At 63.1% G+C, this 17456-nt stretch carries 15 protein-coding genes and 1 tRNA gene; 4 read left to right on the top strand and 12 right to left on the bottom strand.

What is annotated here, in order from left to right; translation table 11 throughout:
• Positions 1-11: 11 nt before the first annotated feature.
• The 8 genes from G7020_RS03395 to panM all read right to left on the bottom strand — a co-directional run bounded on the left by G7020_RS03395 (position 12) and on the right by panM (position 8609).
• Positions 12-785: an ABC transporter ATP-binding protein gene (locus G7020_RS03395; protein WP_181082529.1), complete on the bottom strand. Its 774-nt coding sequence runs from the start codon at positions 783-785 to the stop codon at positions 12-14.
• A gap of 237 nt (positions 786-1022) precedes the next feature.
• On the bottom strand, positions 1023-3077 hold the full coding sequence (locus G7020_RS03390; RefSeq protein WP_181082528.1) for a BCCT family transporter: 2055 nt from the start codon (positions 3075-3077) through the stop codon (positions 1023-1025).
• 155 nt (positions 3078-3232) lie between these two features.
• Positions 3233-4030: a transporter substrate-binding domain-containing protein gene (locus G7020_RS03385; RefSeq protein ID WP_181082527.1), complete on the bottom strand. Its 798-nt coding sequence runs from the start codon at positions 4028-4030 to the stop codon at positions 3233-3235.
• 222 nt (positions 4031-4252) lie between these two features.
• Positions 4253-4328 (bottom strand) — tRNA-Phe (locus G7020_RS03380).
• 233 nt (positions 4329-4561) lie between these two features.
• Positions 4562-4834, bottom strand: coding sequence for an oxidative damage protection protein (locus G7020_RS03375; protein WP_181082526.1), 273 nt, complete (start codon positions 4832-4834; stop codon positions 4562-4564).
• A complete protein-coding gene (gene mutY / locus G7020_RS03370) occupies positions 4831-5898 on the bottom strand; it encodes an A/G-specific adenine glycosylase (protein ID WP_181082525.1) in 1068 nt (355 codons plus the stop codon). Before mutY ends, G7020_RS03375 begins: the two co-directional genes overlap by 4 nt.
• The gene (locus tag G7020_RS03365) at positions 5895-8114 is read right to left on the bottom strand and encodes an AsmA family protein (protein ID WP_181082524.1); all 2220 of its coding nucleotides are present in this window, start codon (positions 8112-8114) and stop codon (positions 5895-5897) included. The genes mutY and G7020_RS03365 overlap by 4 nt, the downstream gene beginning before the upstream one ends.
• 96 nt (positions 8115-8210) lie before the next feature.
• Positions 8211-8609: an aspartate 1-decarboxylase autocleavage activator PanM gene (gene panM / locus G7020_RS03360; protein WP_181082598.1), complete on the bottom strand. Its 399-nt coding sequence runs from the start codon at positions 8607-8609 to the stop codon at positions 8211-8213.
• 160 nt (positions 8610-8769) lie between these two features.
• On the opposite strand from panM, the gene hisB reads away from it, so the two are divergent.
• From hisB to hisF, 4 genes are all read left to right on the top strand, one after another.
• Positions 8770-9363 (top strand): imidazoleglycerol-phosphate dehydratase HisB, encoded by a 594-nt coding sequence (gene hisB, locus G7020_RS03355; RefSeq protein WP_181082523.1) that lies wholly within the window; start codon positions 8770-8772, stop codon positions 9361-9363.
• Positions 9363-10001 (top strand): imidazole glycerol phosphate synthase subunit HisH, encoded by a 639-nt coding sequence (gene hisH / locus G7020_RS03350; protein WP_181082522.1) that lies wholly within the window; start codon positions 9363-9365, stop codon positions 9999-10001. Before hisB ends, hisH begins: the two co-directional genes overlap by 1 nt.
• A 124-nt stretch (positions 10002-10125) precedes the next feature.
• Positions 10126-10869, top strand: coding sequence for a 1-(5-phosphoribosyl)-5-[(5-phosphoribosylamino)methylideneamino]imidazole-4-carboxamide isomerase (hisA, locus tag G7020_RS03345; RefSeq protein WP_058073850.1), 744 nt, complete (start codon positions 10126-10128; stop codon positions 10867-10869).
• Between the two features lie 109 nt (positions 10870-10978).
• Positions 10979-11749 carry an imidazole glycerol phosphate synthase subunit HisF gene (gene hisF / locus G7020_RS03340; protein ID WP_058073851.1) on the top strand — a complete coding sequence of 257 codons (771 nt, stop codon included), beginning with the start codon at positions 10979-10981 and terminating at the stop codon, positions 11747-11749.
• A gap of 200 nt (positions 11750-11949) precedes the next feature.
• Here hisF and G7020_RS03335 read toward each other — a convergent pair whose 3' ends face one another.
• The 4 genes from G7020_RS03335 to gpmI all read right to left on the bottom strand — a co-directional run bounded on the left by G7020_RS03335 (position 11950) and on the right by gpmI (position 17411).
• Complete coding sequence (locus tag G7020_RS03335) at positions 11950-12732, bottom strand: divergent polysaccharide deacetylase family protein (protein ID WP_181082521.1); 783 nt, start codon at positions 12730-12732, stop codon at positions 11950-11952.
• A gap of 2 nt (positions 12733-12734) precedes the next feature.
• Complete coding sequence (locus tag G7020_RS03330) at positions 12735-14072, bottom strand: S41 family peptidase (protein ID WP_181082520.1); 1338 nt, start codon at positions 14070-14072, stop codon at positions 12735-12737.
• Between the two features lie 297 nt (positions 14073-14369).
• Entirely contained in the window at positions 14370-15629 is a 1260-nt protein-coding gene (locus G7020_RS03325) for a murein hydrolase activator EnvC family protein (protein ID WP_181082519.1), read from the bottom strand.
• A 246-nt stretch (positions 15630-15875) separates the two neighbouring features.
• Positions 15876-17411: a 2,3-bisphosphoglycerate-independent phosphoglycerate mutase gene (gene gpmI, locus G7020_RS03320; protein ID WP_181082518.1), complete on the bottom strand. Its 1536-nt coding sequence runs from the start codon at positions 17409-17411 to the stop codon at positions 15876-15878.
• Between the last annotated feature and the right edge of the window lie 45 nt (positions 17412-17456).

Genomic DNA, 17456 nt, shown 5'->3' with positions numbered 1-17456 from the left:
GTGTTGCTCCATTAACGATGGCTGGACATGAACTGTTTACAGCGCGCCGATTGCGGGTTGTCAAATACCTGCTCGGGCGTTCCTTGCTCCTCGACCAGACCCTGGTGGAGGAAAACCACTTCGCTGGAGACCTGCTTGGCGAAATTCATCTCATGGGTGACCAGCAGCATGGTGCGCCCCTCTTCGGCGAGCGAGCGAATCACTGCAAGCACTTCCTGTACCATTTCCGGGTCCAGCGCCGAGGTGGGCTCGTCGAACAGGATCACCTTCGGCTGCATCGCCAGGGTGCGGGCGATGGCCGCACGCTGTTGCTGGCCGCCGGAAAGCTGGTTGGGATAGACGTGGCGCTTGTCGGCGATGCCGACCTTGGCCAGCAGCGCTTCGGCGACTTCCGTCGCCTCGGCCTTGCTCTGGCCGAGTACCCGGCGCGGCGCCTCGATGATGTTGTCGAGCACGCTCATATGCGGCCAGAGGTTGAAATTCTGGAACACGAAACCGAGTTTGCTGCGCATCCGGTTGATCTGCTTTGCGTCCGCCGCGACCAGATCGCCGTCTTTGGCGCGCTTGAGCCTGAGTTGCTCGCCGGCGACCAGGATCTCGCCCTCGTGAGGGTTTTCCAGCAGGTTGATGCAGCGCAGGAAGGTGGACTTTCCCGAACCGGACGAGCCGAGAATGGAGATGACGTCACCGTCGCGCGCCGTCAGCGAAATACCCTTGAGAACCTCCAGCTCGCCGTAGCGCTTGTGCAGGTTGCGGATTTCCAGTGCAGGTATGGCCTCGGCCATTGAACTTCCTCTTCTCAGACCCTGCGCTTTGCCGGGCCTGATTCTGTATTGATTGCGCTCCGGCTGACTGCTCGCCTTCCTGGCGGGGCGCAAACCTAGCATGGGCGGCGGCATGCGCCAAGCACGACGCCCCCGTCATGAGCGTGACCGGTTGGTCACTGCGTGATCGAGGGCTCGGACAGCGGTGCGGCGGATCGTCTCCTATCTATATAGATGAATTTGCAGGGTTTGGCCGTATCAGGTTTCGGGCTTCGGTACTTCCGGTTCGTTGTTGAGCATCTCATCGTGCTCCTCCATCTTCCACGGCAGGCTGCCGGGCGAGATATGCAGGAAGTTCAGGTACTTCTCGAACTGGTCGAGAATGTCACTGATGATGTCCTGCTGGTCATAACCGTAGACGTCATAGGATTGACCGCCACGGCGCAGGAAGACCTCGGCGCGGTAATACTGTTCGTTGGTGTCCGGGTCCTCGGTGAGCACGAAGGAGGGCATGGCATAGCCGACCAGACGGATCTCGTAGATGAAATCGACCTGGTTTTCCTTGATGACTTCCAGATAAACCCGCGAGTTGTGCTCGTCGGTATGCACTTCAGCTGGCCAGCCCTGTTCGGTCAAGGCGCGCTGTACTCGGCGCATGCCCTTGATGACGCTGGTGGCGATGAAGTTTTCCGCCTCTTCGCGGCTGGGGAAGTTGACCAGTCCGGCCAGACGCTTTTTCCACAGGCCCGGCCCGGCATTGCTGGCCAGCCGGCTGCCGTGCATGTGGTTCTGCAGGCTGACTTCGTGATGGCCCTCGATCACCAGTGCCCGCCACATGCCCAGCGCCGCGATGATCATGATGACGGCGAACGGCAGCGCGCTGGTGATCGCCATGGTTTGCAAGGCACTCAGGCCACCGGCCACCAACAGGGCGATAGCGACGAAGCCCGCCGTGGTCGCCCAGAACACCCGTTGCCAGACAGGCGTCTGTGCCACGCCGCCAGCGGCCAGCGAGTCGATCACCAGCGCACCGGAGTCGGCGGAGGTGACGAAGAAGGTGGCGATCAGCACCACTGCGACGAACGAGGTGATGGAGGACAGCGGCAGGTGCTCGAAGAGCTTGAACAGTGCGATGGCATGGTCGCTCTGCACCTCGCCGATCAGCTCCGTATAGCCCTCGACCATGATCAGGTGCAGCGCCGTGTCGCCGAAGATGGAGAACCAGAGAAAGGTGAAGATCGTCGGCACGAACATCACGCCGAAGACGAACTGGCGGATGGTCCGGCCACGGCTGATCTTGGCGATGAACAGACCCACGAACGGCGACCAGGCGATGGTCCAGCCGAAGATGAACAGCGTCCAGTTGCCGATCCAGTCGCTGCGCGTGTAGGCCTGCAGGTTGAAGGTGCGCTCGATGATGTTGTTCAGGTAGCTGCCGGTGTTCTGCAGGAAGGTTTCCAGAATGAAGATGGTCGGCCCCACGATGAACACGAACAGCATCAGCAGGATCGCCAGCGTCATGTTCAGCAGCGACAGGTTCTTGATGCCCTTGTCCATGCCGGCCACCACCGAGCAGGTCGCCAGGGCGGTGATCACCACGATGGAAATGATCTGCACCGTGGTGCTGACGGGAATCTGCGGCCACAGGTAGTTCAGGCCGGCGTTGATCTGGGTGACCGACAGGCCCAGAGTGGTGGCGATGCCGAACAGCGTGCCGAGGATGGCGAATACGTCCACTACGTGTCCGATGGGGCCGTGGATGCGCTCGCCGATGATCGGATACAGCGCCGAGCGCATCGACAGTGGCAGGCCGTGGCGGAAGGAGAAGTACGCCAGCGCCAGGCCGGTCAGGCCGTAGATCGCCCAGATATGGAAACCCCAGTGGAAAAAGGCGATCTGCATCGCCTGCTTGGCGGCATCCACGGTTTCCGGCGCGCCGACCGGAGGCGTCGAATAGTGCAGCACCGGCTCGGCTACGCCGAAGAACAGCAACGCGATGCCGTAGCCGGCGGAAAACAGCATGGCGAACCAGGCCGGAAAGCTGTACTGCGGCTCGGCATGGTCCGGCCCGAGCTTGATGTTGCCCCACTTGGTCAGCGCGATGCCGACGATGAAGACCAGGAAAAAGGCCACCGCCAGCATGTAGAACCAGCCGAACGAACGGGTGATGAACGCCAGCGTCTCGCTGAACAGCTCGCCGGCCAGTTCAGGGTTGCTGATGGTGCCGATCACCAGCAGCAGCGTGACCACTACGGCAGGGATGAAAACGGGAAAGAGAATGATGGCCTTGGGCAGCTTGTTCTGGGATTCCATCGGGCGTCTGGTCTCTGGCTGGTGAATGGGGCGGCGTCATGAGGCATGAAGTGAGGCCGCCGCTCAGAGAGTAGACGGTTGTTTGTCGCCAAATACTCACCAGGAGTGCGGCAGCGCAGTTTGGCGAGCGTTGATCCGGCAGAGTCGAGTCGAACCTATGGATAAGCGGCTTCAAGCTGATAGCGGCGCAGTATTCTCGGCACGGTGCCATCGGCAATGGCCGCATCCAGAGCCTGTTCGAACGCCTGGAACTGCTCCTCGCTGATCCGCTTCCGCGACAGGCCGATGCCGTAGTGAACCACTGCAAGCTCGCCTGCCTCGCGCAGGCCGTCGAGTTGTTCATCCTCGATCAGATGCCAGGCCACATCCTGATTGACCACTGCCAGCCCTTCCTTGCCGAAGCGCCCCGACTGCAGCATGTTCAACAGGCGCCGGTTGTTCAGGGTCAGGTGGATGCGCACGTCGGCGATGGACTTGAGGTGTTCGGACAGCACCCAGGATGTGCCGGACGGTCCGTAGACCCCTACCGTCCGACCCATCAGATCATCCGGGTCAGAGAAAATGAAATTGCTGTCGTCACGGGCGAAGACGCTGTAGCGCGACATCACCAGCATGCGGCTGATATGAAATGCGCGCTCGCGGTCGGGGGAGCGAATCACGGTGAAAATGCCATCCGCCTCGCCCTGTTCGGCCATCCGCAGCGCCCGTTGCCAGGGGTGCAGCATGATCGGGCATTCCCGGTCGAGGCGCGCACAGGCACTTTGCACGATTTCCACCAGCGGCCCACCCGCCAGCACACCGACCTCCAGGCTGCCGACATCTTCGGCAGGATGGGTAAAGGGTGGGAAGTCCTCGGTCACGAATGTCCACTGCTCAGCCATCACCGGCACGGCGGCCAGCATCAGCCAGATCGATAAGCTCGAGAAAAATCTGCGCACTGCTTTGCGCTCCATGGCTGACGCTTATTGTTATTGGAGTAGGGCTGCCAACTGGCTATTTCATATCAGCCGCCACAAGCCTAGTCCAGAACTGGCTGTGCAGCCGAGCACGCTGCCTTGCCGGGGGTGAAAGGCCGCAGTGCTCCGGCGAGCAGGAATTGCAGGCAACAAAAAACCCGCACTAGGCGGGTTTCTTGTGAATTTCGGGTGGTTTCGACACCACTCGAAAAGAATGAGTGGTGCCCAGGGACGGAATCGAACCGCCGACACGGGGATTTTCAATCCCCTGCTCTACCGACTGAGCTACCTGGGCAACGGGGCGCTATTAGACGGATTTGGCTTTTGACTGTCAAGCGCGGAATGGAAAATTTTTAGTGGGGGCAGGCATTTAGGAGAAAACATGCCTCGCAAACCCGGATTACGCCTTCGGCTAATCCAGGCTACGGGTTGCGGGCTGGGTTTGGGCGGCGTGTGGCTTTGGGCGTTGGGGTTGTCGGCGTATTTTGTTCGCCAGAAAAAACGCCCCGGTCGGGGCGTTTGTCAGAATCACTCGCTGGGTGGCACGTAGCCTTCAGCCTTGGCGTAGTCTTCGCCGGAGAAGAACTTGTCCATCTCGGCCTGCAGGAACTTGCGGTCCTCGGCGTTCATCATGTTCAGGCGGCGTTCGTTGATCAGCATGGTCTGGTGTTTCTGCCAGTCGTCCCAGGCTTTCTTGGAGACGTTGTTGTAGATGTCTTCGCCTTTCGCGCCCGGATAGGGTGGGCGGTCAAGGGCGGGGAGTTCTTCTTTGTACTTGCGGCAGTTCACGGTGCGGGTCATGAGATTTCTCCTGCGTTCAGTTCGGCGGCGGCGCGCTTGAGCAGCGTCTTCACCGGGGCGGCAAGCCCCAGTCGCGGCGGGGTGGCGAGGTTATACCAGAGCCAGTCGGCCTCGGCCACGGCACCGATGGCCGATTCTACCCTGACCAGCCAGGGTTCGATGGCCAGCTGGAAATGGCTGAAGGTGTGGGTCAGGCCGGGCAGTTCGCGGCGTTCCTGCAATGTCAGTGCATGGCGTTCGGCGAGGGGGGCGAGGGCGGCCAGGTCATCCAGTTCCGGCAGGCTCCAGAGGCCGCCCCAGAGGCCGCTGGAGGGGCGACGGTAGAGCAGGATGGCGCCCTCATGGTTGGCCAGCAGCGGCATCAGGGTGCGCTTGCGCGGCAGTGTCTTGCGCGGCTTGGGTAGCGGGAAGTCGGTTTCGCGACCGAGCAGGTGGGCGCGGCAGCCGTCCTTCAACGGGCAGAGCAGGCAGCTGGGCTTGCTGCGGGTGCAGAGCGTGGCGCCCAGATCCATCATCGCCTGGGTGTAGTGATTGACGCGCAGCTGCGGGGTGAGGCGCTCGGCGACATCCCACAGTTGCCTGGCGACTTTCGGCTCGCCCGGATAGCCATCCTGGGCGACGTAGCGCGCCAGCACGCGCTTGACGTTGCCATCGAGGATCGGTGCGCGCAGGCCCATGGAGAGGCTGGCGATGGCGCCGGCGGTGGAGCGACCTATGCCGGGCAGTTCGGTGAGTTTTTCCACGTCCTGCGGGAATGCGCCGCCATGTTCGGCGACGATCAGTTTGGCGGTCTTGTGCAGGTTGCGCGCGCGACTGTAGTAGCCGAGCCCGGTCCACAGGTGCAGCACTTCATCTTCGTCGGCAGCGGCCAGTGCTTCGACGCTGGGCAGCGCGGTCATGAAGCGGTCGAAATAGCCGAGCACAGTACCGACCTGGGTCTGCTGCAGCATGATTTCCGAGACCCACACGCGGTAGGGTGTGATGCCCTGCTGCCAGGGCAGGTCCTTGCGTCCGTGGCGGTCGTACCAGGCGAGGACCGCTGCGCCGAATTGTTCCGGGCTCATCGCTTGAACAGACCCTTGATCGCATCCTTGAGGTCCGGGCTGACCTTGTCGCCGAGCTTCTCTTCGAGCTTTTCGCTGAGCTTTTCGCCAGCCAGCCGGGCCGCGACCTTGCCCAGGGCGTCATTGTCGAAGCGGCAGGCCTTGGCGCCTAGTTCCAGTGGGCCACGGCAGCGCAGCGGCCACTCGATGCCTTCGTAGCGTTCGTTGACCTGGCAGGCCTCGTCCGGCATGGCGCCCTTGTCGCCTTCGATAAGGATGCCGATGCGGTAGTCCATGCCCAGTACGCGCAGATCGACGTCGCCGTTGCCGTTCACCGTCAGGCCGGGAATGCTCGCCTTGAGGTCGGGATTGCTGGCCACGCCGTTACGCAGGGTCAGGTTGCCCTTGAGTTCGCGGAAAGGTGTGTCCTTGCTGCGTGGTTCGCTGGTCAGCGGCTTGCGGTTGAGCGTGGCGATGGCGCGGCACAGCTGCTGTTCGAGGTTGGCATCGACGAGGATGCCGTTGTCGAGGACGAAACCGACCTTGCCGTTGAGGCCATCGATCCAGGCCTTCTGGCTGTTGCCCTGGGTGCGGATGTTGCTGTCCAGGTTGAGCAGGCCCTTGACTACGACCTGTTCGCCCTGGCTTTGCAGCAGGCGCTCGACCGGCACGTGAGCGATGTGTGTCTGCGCATTCAGCAGAGGGATGTCTGGTCTCGCATCAAGACTGGCTGTGGCGTCCAGTCGCCCGTTGTAGAGGCCGCTTTTGAGACTTTCCAGCGTCAGCAGGCCGCCACTGGTGCGGGTCTTGAGGCTGAAATTGTCCAGCGGCAGCTTCATTGCGGTAAGGCTGCCGATGGCGAGGCTGATTCGCGTATCCAGTGTGCGCAGGGTCGCGATGGGCAGCACCGAGGCTTCGCTCCAGGCCTGCTGGGTGGGTTTTTCCGGCAGAGGTGTGGTGCCGCTGCCGATGGCGGCTGTTTCGCTGGCTTTTACTTCGCTCTGGCGTGCTTGGGTTGTCTCGTCCTTGACGGGCGGCGGCAGATAGCGGTCGAGGTCGAGGCGGTCGCCCTTGAGATCGACACGCAGCGCCTGTCTGGCGAAGTCGCTGATGCCGAGCTGGCCGGTAAAGGTGCTGTCGTCCAGCTTCAGGGTGAGTTCTTCGAGGCTCAGGCTGTTGGTCGTGGCGTTCAGCCGGGTGATCAGCTCGGCCTTGCCCAGGCTGCTGTTGTCGGCCATGGCCGGAAGTTCTTGGCCGAGACCGTCGAGAAATTCGCGCAGGTTGAAGGGGGCAATGGACAGGGTGCCGTTGATGGTTGGCTGCTCCTGCAGGTTGCCGGCCTTGAGTTCGCCAAGACCGCGCAGCTGGTTGGCCGTGAACTTGAGGCTGCTCCACTCGGCCACGTCGGCGGCCAGATCCGCCAGCAGTTGCCCCTGTGCGCTGAAGCTCAGGGTCTTGCCTTGCAGCGGTTCACCGGAGGCTTCACCGGTCAGGCGCAGGTCTTCGAACTGATAGCGCTGCAGTTTGTTGTCGAAACGCAGGTTGCCCTGCAGCTCGGTGCGCGCGCGCATGACCGGCTTGTTGCTGCCGAAGAAGGCGTTGAGCTTGAGGGGGATAGGCTCGCCTTCGCGGATGGCGCCGGTGGTCAGCTCAATGCCTTCGGCGCTCAGGTGCTGGCCGCTCTGGGCGTCCTGATAGGTGACCCGCGCATCCTTGATGGTCAGGCTGTCGATATCGAGTTGCAAGGGGCGGCTGGTCTTGCCGGACCTGGGTTGTGCGGTCGTTTCGCTGGCCGGCTCTGCCGGTTCTGTTTCAGCCTGCGCCTGCTGTTGGGCTGGTTGGCCAATGCCTTCCCAGTTGCCCTCGCCGTTTTCATCGCGCGTCAGGGTCAGGTTGAGGCCGTTGAGGGTGATGTCGCTCATCTGTACTTCGCGACTGAACAGCGGCAGCACGCGAACGGAAAGGCCGAGCATGCGCAGATCAGCGAGCGGCTGTTGCGGTATGCTGGCGCTTGCCAGGGAGGTGTCGTGCAGCTCCAGGCCCAGCCAGGGGAAGAGGCTCCAGCCGATATCGCCACGGATATCCAGTTCGAGCCCGGCCTTGCTGCGGGCCAGCTCGCGAATCTCATCCTTGTAGTCGTTGGGGTCGAACAGATGAGTCAGGGCGAAGCCCAGTGCGACGATGAGCAGAAGCAACCCGAGGATTACCAGGCCCAGGATTTTGCCGATCGCTTTCATGGACAAGTCCTTGCTTTTGGCGTGTTTGATGAGTGGCGTGCTTGAAAGATGGCGAGTATAGCGCCGCGGGCAGTGGCGACGTGGCTTCGGAGCCCCTCAGAGCGGGACCAGCGTCAGGTGCATGCGCGCCGCCAGGGCCTGGGTTTCGAGCTGCTCGGGTGGCGCAGCCAGATGCAGCTCCCCTCCTGCTTCGGCTGCCAGGCGCCGGGCCTCGTCGATGATGCGTTTGCCTACTCCGCGGCGGCGGGTGATCTTGCGCACGCACAGGTGTGACAGTCGCCAGTGTCGTGTGTCGCGTCGCAACAGGGCTGCGCCGAGCAGGCGGTCATTGAAGCGCCCGGCGATCAGGCTGCCATCGGCCAGCGCCGCCTGGATCAGCGCCTCGGCATCGGCGTGGGGCGCCAGCAGCCAGGCGGGGGCGTCGGCGAAGATCTTCGCCAGATCGACAAGGTCCTGCTGGCTGGGTTCGGTAATGGTTTCGACGAATACGGGCATGCTGGCCTGGCGATGTTCTTGGAAGATGGCGGCAAGCATAACCCTGGCGGCTTTCAATCGCACGGCGCTGGCTGCTTTCGATGGCGCAGGGTACATAGCCCCATTGCGGGATTTGGGCCTATAATGCCGATCTTTTTTTGCACGATCAGCGGAGCAGGTGATGGCCGAACGTACGGCATTCGTCGAGCGCAACACCCTGGAAACCCAGGTCAAGGCCTCGATCAATCTGGATGGCACCGGCAAGGCGCGATTTGCCATAGGCGTGCCTTTTCTCGAACACATGCTCGATCAGATCGCCCGCCATGGCCTGATCGACCTGGACATCGAATGCAAGGGCGACCTGCACATCGATGACCACCACACCGTCGAGGACGTTGGTATCACCCTCGGTCAGGCCTTCGCCAAGGCCATCGGCGACAAGAAGGGCATGACCCGCTACGGCCATTCCTACGTGCCGCTGGACGAAGCGCTGTCGCGCGTGGTGATCGACTTTTCCGGTCGTCCGGGCCTGACCATGATCGTGCCCTACACCCGCGCCACCGTTGGCGGTTTCGACGTCGACCTGTTCCAGGAGTTCTTCCAGGGCTTCGTCAATCACGCGCTGGTAACGCTGCACATCGACAACCTGCGCGGCACCAATACCCATCACCAGATCGAAACCGTGTTCAAGGCCTTCGGTCGCGCGCTGCGCATGGCGCTGACGCTGGACGAGCGCATGGCCGGGCAGATGCCTTCGACCAAGGGCTGCCTGTAATGCAGACCGTCGCCGTCATCGATTACGGCATGGGTAATCTGCACTCGGTGGCCAAGGCGCTGGAGCACGTCGGCGCCGGTCGGGTGCTGGTGACCAGCGATGCGCAGGTCATCCGTGAAGCCGACCGCGTGGTGTTTCCCGGCGTCGGCGCGATCCGCGACTGCATGGCCGAGATCCGCCGCCTGGGTTTCGACGAGCTGGTGCGCGAGGTCAGCGTCGACCGCCCCTTCCTCGGCATCTGCGTCGGCATGCAGGCGCTGCTCGAGCGCAGCGAGGAGAACGACGGGGTCGATTGCATCGGCCTGTTCCCCGGCCAGGTGCGCTTCTTCGGCAGGGATCTGGAGGAGGACGGCGAGCGCCTCAAGGTGCCGCACATGGGCTGGAACCAGGTCAAGCAGGCGGTGGACCATCCGCTCTGGCACAGCATTCCGGACAATGGTCGCTTCTACTTCGTGCACAGCTATTACGTCGAGGCCGGCAATCCGCGCCACGTGGTCGGGCGCGGTCACTACGGCAAGGATTTCGCCGCGGCGCTGGCCGATGGCTCGCGTTTCGCCGTGCAGTTCCACCCCGAGAAGAGCCACACCCACGGCCTGCAGTTGCTGCAGAACTTCGCCGCCTGGGATGGCCGTTGGTGAGGGCGGCGCTGCGCGCAAGGCTGGACGCTGGAGGCTGGACGAAATACGTGCCGCTTTCCGTCCAGCTTCCAGCCTTTAGCCTTCAGCGAATGCTGCCAAGTCGAATTTTCTGAGGAAATCCCTAATGCTGATTATTCCCGCGATCGATCTCAAGGACGGCGCCTGCGTGCGTCTGCGTCAGGGCCTGATGGACGACGCCACGGTGTTTTCCGATGACCCGGTGGCCATGGCCGCCAAGTGGGTCGAGGCCGGCTGCCGCCGCCTGCACCTGGTCGATCTGAACGGCGCCTTCGAGGGCCAGCCGGTCAATGGCGAGGTGGTCACCGCCATCGCCAGGCGCTACCCGGATCTGCCGATCCAGATCGGCGGCGGCATTCGCTCGCTGGAAACCATCGAGCACTACGTGCGCGCCGGCGTCAGCTACGTGATCATCGGCACCAAGGCGGTCAAGCAGCCGGAATTCGTCGGCGAGGCCTGCCGCGCGTTTCCGGGCAAGGTCATCGTCGGCCTGGATGCCAAGGACGGTTTCGTCGCCACCGACGGCTGGGCCGAGGTCAGCAGTGTGCAGGCCGTGGATCTGGCGCGCCGTTTCGAGGCCGATGGCGTCTCGGCGATCGTCTACACCGACATCGCCAAGGACGGCATGATGCAGGGCTGCAACGTCGAAGCCACCGTGGCCCTGGCCAACGCCAGCCGCATTCCGGTGATCGCCTCCGGTGGCATCCACAACATCGGCGACATCCAGAAGCTGCTCGACACCAACACCCCTGGCATCATCGGCGCCATCACCGGCCGTGCGATCTACGAAGGCACGCTGGACGTGGCCGAAGCGCAGGCGCTTTGCGACCTCAAGTTCAAAGATGAATAAAAGCGCTTGAGGCTGGAGGCTGAACGATGATCGAGCTGCCTTTTCGTCCAGCCTTCAGCCTCTGGCCTCCAGCGATCATGTATTCAGCGGCATAGGTGGAAACTCCGAGATGGCTTTGGCAAAACGCATCATCCCCTGCCTCGACGTGGACAACGGCCGCGTGGTCAAGGGCGTCAAGTTCGAGAACATCCGCGATGCCGGTGACCCGGTGGAGATCGCCCGACGCTACGACGAGCAGGGCGCCGACGAGATCACCTTCCTCGACATCACCGCCAGCGTCGATAACCGCGACACCACGCTGCACACCGTCGAGCGCATGGCCAGCCAGGTGTTCATTCCGCTGACCGTCGGCGGTGGCGTGCGCAACGTGCAGGACATCCGCAACCTGCTCAACGCCGGTGCCGACAAGGTCTCGATCAACACCGCCGCGGTGTTCAACCCCGAGTTCGTCGGCGAGGCGGCGGCGCGTTTCGGTTCGCAGTGCATCGTCGTCGCCATCGATGCCAAGAAGGTCTCGGCACCGGGCGAACCGGGGCGCTGGGAAATCTTCACCCATGGCGGACGCAAGCCCACCGGGCTGGATGCGGTGGCCTGGGCGAAGAAAATGGAAGACCTCGGCGCCGGCGAGATCCTGCTGACCAGCATGGACCAGGACGGCGTGAAAAGCGGCTACGACCTGGGCGTGACCCGCGCTATCAGCGAGACGCTGTGCATCCCGGTGATCGCCTCCGGTGGCGTCGGCAACCTGCAACACCTGGCCGACGGCATCCTCGAAGGCAAGGCCGACGCGGTGCTCGCGGCGAGCATCTTCCACTTCGGCGAATACAGCATTCCCGAAGCCAAGGCCTACATGGCCAGCTGCGGCATCGTGATGCGCTGAGGGGAAGGGCGGAGAAGCCGATAAAAGCACTTGAAGCTGGAAGGCTGGACGAAAAAGCTTGATCGGCATTGTCCCGGAGCGATCCTGTCCAGCTTCCAGCCGTAGGTCGGGTCACGCTTCACCGACCCGACGAGCGGAGGTGAAACCAGAGGAAAAGCTTGACGGGAATCTGGCACAACCCCGTAGCTGTCCAGACTCCCCTAGCGATAGATGCCTCCACGACCATGAGCAACCATGGCGCGGTTGCCGCGCGTGGCGATCATCTGGGCGACGTCCACCCATTCGATGCCTGCGGCCTGCAAACGTGGCAGTTCGCGTTCCAGCAGTTCCAGGGTACTGGTATGCGGATGGCCGATGATGACCACCGAGCCCTGTTTGCGGGCCAGTCCGATTGCAGTGGCGAATTGCCGGGCGACTGCCTCCGGACGGGGATCGTCATCGAGAAAGATGTCCCGTGACAGGCTCGCCAGTCCGAAACGTTGGGCGGTGGCGGCGGCCACGGTGTGTGGGTTGGTACGGCTGTCGAGAAAGAACAGGTGGCGCTGCTGCAACGTCGCCATCAGCATAGCCATGGGCTGCGGCTGGTCGGTCATCTGGCTGCCCATGTGGTTGTTTACCCCGCTGGCGTGCGGTACTGCCGCGAGGGCGCTGTCGAGCCTGGCCTGGAGTTCGCTCTGGGGCAGTTCCGGTCGCCAGGCGTAAGGGCCGCCAGCGGGCGCCATCGGCAGGTGCAGCATGACCGTCTTGCCGGCGGCATGGGCGCGCTCGGAAAGCGCAGCGGCATGGCGGCTGTCCGGCAGGATGGCGAGCGCGACCGGGCCGGGCAATGCCAGCACGCGCCCATCCCTCGCCGGGTTCTGGCCCAGGTCGTCGATGATCAGCGCCAGCCGGGGTTTCTCGGAGGGTGTCTCATCGATTGGCGGCGCGGCGTGGCACAGCAGTGGTAGCAGGCCGACCAGCAGCCACAAGGATGCGCGAAGCACCCTTATTTGCCGCGGGTGAGGTTCAATCCCTTGAGCAGGTTGAGCGCCTGGCCGAGCTGGTAATCCTCGTCCTGCGGGCGCGGTGAATCGCCGGCTGTCTTGCTGCCGCTGGGACGATCAGAACCGCCGTTGCCGTTACCCAGGTGACCGGCCAGATCCGCTTCGCGCAGGCTGTCGGAGGCCTGCTCACGGGTCAGCTTGGCGCGGGTCACTTCGATGTCCGGCTCGATGCCCTGGGCCTGGATGGATCGACCATTGGGCGTGTAGTAGAGCGCGGTGGTGAGTTTGAGCGCGCGGTCGTTGTTCAGCGGCAGGACGGTCTGTACCGAGCCCTTGCCGAAGCTGTCGGTGCCCATCACCACGGCGCGTTTCTGGTCCTGCAGGGCGCCGGCGACGATCTCCGAGGCCGAGGCGCTGCCGCCGTTGATCAGCACCACCAGCGATACACCTTCGCTGGCGTCCGCCGGGTCGGCATTGAAGCGCAGTTCTGAATTGGCGATGCGGCCCTTGGTATAGACGATCAGACCGTCGGTGAGGAAGTGATCGGAGACTTCCACGGCAGCCTGCAACACGCCGCCCGGATTGTTGCGCAGATCCAGTACCAGTCCGTCGAGTTTCTTGCCGTTTTCCTTGCGTAGCTGCGCCAGGGCCTTGCCCACTTCGGTTCCGGTATTGATCTGGAACTGGGTGACGCGCAGATAGCCATAGCCGGGCTCGAGCAGCTGGCTCTTGACGCTGGTGACCCGGATGATGGCACGGGTCAGTTTGACGTCGAAGGGCTTGCCGCCCTCGCGAACCAGCGACAGGTTGATAGTGCTGCCGGGCTTGCCGCGCATCATGCCCACCGCCTCGATCATCGTCATGCCCTTGGTCGGCTTGCCGTCGATCTTGACGATCAGGTCGCCTGCCTCGATACCGGCCTTGGAGGCCGGGGTGTCATCGATGGGTGAGACTACCTTGATAAAGCCGTCTTCAACGCCCACTTCGATGCCCAAGCCGCCAAATTCGCCGCTGGTGCTTTCCTGCAGCTCGGCGAAGGCCTCGGGTTCGAGATAGGCCGAATGGGGGTCCAGGTTGCTCAGCATGCCCTTGATGGCATTTTCCAGCAGGGTCTTGTCATCCACCGGCTCGACATAGGCGGCCTTGATCCGGTCCAGCACCTCGGCGAAGGTGCGCAGCTCTTCGAGTGGCAGCGGCGCCTTGGCGGCTGACGCGCCTCGTACCTCCGGCACTGGCGCCATGTCGGCTGGCGGCTGCTGGGCCCAGGCGCTGCCGTGAATGCCCAGCAGCATGGCCAGGATCAGCATTGAAGGGCGGGCAAAACGGCGCGGGTGAAGCATTGTCGAACTCCGGTTGTGAGAGAGCGCATTCGCTGGCTTTGCTAGCAGGCCGTTGAAAAACTACCTGCGTTGGCAATACTGCGTTAAAAACAGGCTCGGAAAGCCGCTTGCGGCTAACGCGCTTCAGCGCGGCCCGAAGGGCGAACGAAGTGAGTCATGCTTATTAGAGCACTAAACTCCGCTTGATTCGCTGCGCTTACCCTGCGGGCCAGCCTGCGGCTGTTACTTCGCTGCGCTGCGTATCTCGCCTGTTTTTGCCTTGTCTTGCCTGCCTCGCCTACATTTTTCAACGGCCTGCTAGCCTTGTGCGCGACACCATTGCGCCGGATCGCTCGGGCGACCCTGCTGACGAATGGCGAAATACAGTGCAGCGGCTTCCTGCCCGCCACTGTTCCCTACGGTGGCAATGGGGTCGCCGGCCTTGACGATTTCTCCGGCATCGCGCAGCAGGCTCTGGTTGTGGCCGTACAGGCTCAGATAGCCGTTGCCGTGGTCGAGAATCACCAGCAGCCCGGCACCGCGCAGCCAGTCGGCGAACACCACGCGGCCACCGTGCACGGCGCGCACCTGGGTGCCGATGGCGGCGCCGATCAGCACCCCGTCCCATTTGGTTCGAGCGTCGCCGCCGCGCGGAGTGCCGTAGCCGGCGACCAGGCGTCCGTCGACGGGCCAGGGCAGCTTGCCCCTGGCATTGGCGAAAGGACCGCCGAAGCTGGCGCCAGCGCTGGAGACGAACGGGCCTGAAGGTGTTGCTGCGGTGTTGCCGGATGCTTGCTGGCGCGCCTGTTCTTCGCGTGCCAGGGCCAGGGCGCGCTGGCGCTGTTCCTCGGCCTCGCGGGCCTGGCGCGCCAGGGTTTCCTCGATGGTCTTGAGTACTCGCTCGAACTGCGCCTGTTCCTGCTGGCGCGCCTTGAGCTTGCGGTCGCGGCTGGACAGGTCCTTGTCCAGTCTGGCCAGGGTCTGCTGGCGCTGTTTGCGAACTTCGGCCAGCTGGACCTGACGCTGCTTCAGGCCATCCTGCTGCTTGCCCAGGGTTGCCTGTTGCCGCTCGATGCCGGTTTCGACGGTCGCCAGTTGCCGCAGGGTTTCGTTGAAGCGTTCGAGCTGCTCGAAGCGCGCTTTGCTCAGGTAGTCGTAATAAGTCAGAGAGCGGCTGAATTTTTCCGGGTTCTGCTGGTTGAGCAGCAGCTTGAGGTATTCCTGGCGACCGCTCTGATAGGCCGCGCGGGCCTGGATGCCGATCAGTCGCTGCTGTTCGATGCGGGCGCCTTCGAGGGTGGTCTTTTCTTCGTTGAGACGTTCCAGCTCGGCTTCGCTGCGATCGATTTCCTGCTGCAGCGAATCCACCTGCTTTTCCAGTTCGCCCATTTCGCTTTCGGTGGTCTGCAGCTGCTTGTGTACGGCAGACTTTTCCTGCTCGATCTGCTTGAGCAGTTTCTGCAGCTCGGCGACGTCCTTGCGAGCGGCTTCTATCTGCTGGCGCGCTGCTGCGCGTTCATCCGCCACGACCGGGCCGAGCAGGCAGAAAAACGCGAAGGCGAGAATTAAACGGGGCATGGCGGGTGTAACCGAGCGGTCGACGACCGCCGTAGTATGCCTAAAAAGTGAGTCGGAAGCTGTAAGGCGGGTGAAACCCGCCTTACAGGCTTCGGGTTGTCGGATTACGTCTTCAGATCGTCGGATTACGCCTGCGGCTAATCCGACCTACAAAGTAGATCGCCGGGTGCGGGCTGCAGGTCGGGTCACGCTCCATCGACCCGACCTGCAGCGGTGAAGTCAGAAGCGGCATCCCCCTGGCAACCGTCAGCCGAGTTCAACAATCGAGCGCCCGGTCATCTCCGCCGGAACCGGCAGCCCCAGCAGGCTCAGCATGGTCGGCGCTACGTCGGCGAGTACGCCGCCTTCACGGATCTTCAAAGCGCGCTTGCCAACATAGATAAAGGGCACCGGCTCGCAGGTGTGCGCGGTGTGTGCCTGGCCGGTCATGACGTCTTCCATCTGCTCGACATTGCCATGGTCAGCGGTGATCAGCGCCTCGCCACCGACCCTGTCCAGCGCTTCGACGATACGACCGACGCATTTGTCCAGGCATTCCACCGCCTTGACTGCCGCCTCGAATACGCCGGTGTGGCCGACCATGTCGCCATTGGCATAGTTGACGATGATGACATCGAAGCGCTGGTTGTCGATGGCATCGACGATGCGGTCGGTGACTTCGGGTGCGCTCATCTCCGGTTGCAGATCATAGGTGGCGACCTGCGGCGAAGGGATCAGGATGCGTTCTTCGCCGGCGAAGGGCTCTTCGCGTCCACCGGAAAAAAAGAAGGTGACGTGGGCGTACTTCTCGGTCTCGGCGATGCGTAGCTGGGTCTTGCCATTGTTGGCCAGGTATTCGCCGAGGACATTGGTCAGCGCTTCGGGCGCGTAGGCGGCAGGGGCGGGAATGCTCGCGGCATACTGGGTGAGCATGACGAAGCCGGCCAGTTGCGGCGTGCGAGCGGGCTGGAATTCCTTGAAGCCGGGCTCGACGAAGGCGCGGGTCAGCTCGCGTGCGCGGTCGGCGCGGAAGTTCATGAACACCACGGCATCGCCGTCCTCGACGTGTACCGCCTCGCCAATGCGGGTGGCCTTGACGAATTCATCGCTTTCGCCGCGTTCGTAGGCGGCGATCAGGCCGTCCACCGCGTAGTCGGACTGGTACTCGGCCTTGCTCTCGACAATCAACTCATAAGCCTGCTGCACGCGGTCCCAGCGATTGTCGCGGTCCATGGCGTAGTAGCGTCCGATCAGGCTGGCGATGCGGCCCTTGCCCAGGCGGGTGAAGGTGGCCTGCAGCAGTTCGATGGAGCTTTGCGCGCTCTTGGGCGGTGTGTCGCGGCCATCGAGGAAGGCGTGCAGGTAGATCTTTTCGGCGCCGCGCTTGACCGCCAGTTCGGCCATGGCCGCCAGATGGTCCTGATGGCTGTGTACGCCGCCATCCGATAGCAGGCCGAGGATGTGTACGGCCTTGCCGCTGGAGACGGCCTTGTCCACGGCGGTGCAGATGGCTGGATTGGCGAAGAAATCACCGTCGCGGATGGACTTGGTCACGCGTGTGAAGTCCTGGTACACCACGCGGCCCGCACCAAGGTTCATGTGACCGACTTCCGAGTTGCCCATCTGGCCGTCCGGCAGGCCGACATCCATGCCACTGCCGGAGATCAGCCCGTGCGGCTGGGTAGCGCGCAAACGGTCATAAACCGGAGTGCTGGCCGCATGGATGGCGTTGTATTCGGGGCTGTCGCTGTGTCCGAAGCCATCGAGGATGATCAGTACCAGGGGTTTGGGCGCGGCGGGCATTTATCTGGCTCCTTGTACGAGGGCGCGAATAAGGGCAGCGATTCT

Origin of the sequence: Stutzerimonas stutzeri, from assembly GCF_013522825.1 — a bacterium.
GTDB classification, from domain to species: Bacteria; Pseudomonadota; Gammaproteobacteria; order Pseudomonadales; family Pseudomonadaceae; genus Stutzerimonas; species Stutzerimonas stutzeri_AK.
This window is presented reverse-complemented; position numbering and strand designations above follow the sequence as displayed.